At 71.9% G+C, this 468-nt stretch carries 1 protein-coding gene; it reads right to left on the bottom strand.

Features of this window, described 5'->3' with window-relative positions; genetic code table 11:
• Positions 1-137: 137 nt before the first annotated feature.
• Positions 138-468, bottom strand: a 331-nt coding sequence (locus AC1DIO_RS35480) for a hypothetical protein (protein WP_476854968.1), incomplete at its 5' end; no start/stop codon positions are given.

Here is a 468-nt window from a genome sequence, read left to right on the forward strand (position 1 = left end):
GTCGTGCACGGCGGTGACGACGGCGTGATCGCCCCATCCCGTGGGGATACGGGTGCGCGCGAGGATCGCGCCGCCGGCGGCGAGAGCGAGCGCGTCGATCTTGGTTCCGCCGACTTCGAGGCCGACGCGGATCGCGCTCACGAGACGCCCAGCTGGCCCGACAGGACCATGACGGCGGCTCCGCGCAGCACGATGTCGTCCTGCGCGGTGAGCCGGATCGCGACGTCGTCGAAGACGCCCTCCAGCGTGCGCTCGGTCAGCGTGCGCGTGRCTGCGTCGATGAGCGTGCCGGCGAGCAGATCCGCAGGTCCCGACAGCACGATCTCGGAGAGGTCGAGCGCGGCGACGATGGGCGCGATGGCGACGCCGAGCCGTGTTCCGGCCTCACGCAGCACCTGCTCCTCGGCTGCAGGGTCCTCGGCGATGCGCGCGCGCAGTTGGGATGCGCTCAGCCAGGCCTCCAGGCAT

The organism is Allobosea sp. 05T439, from assembly GCF_056396005.1.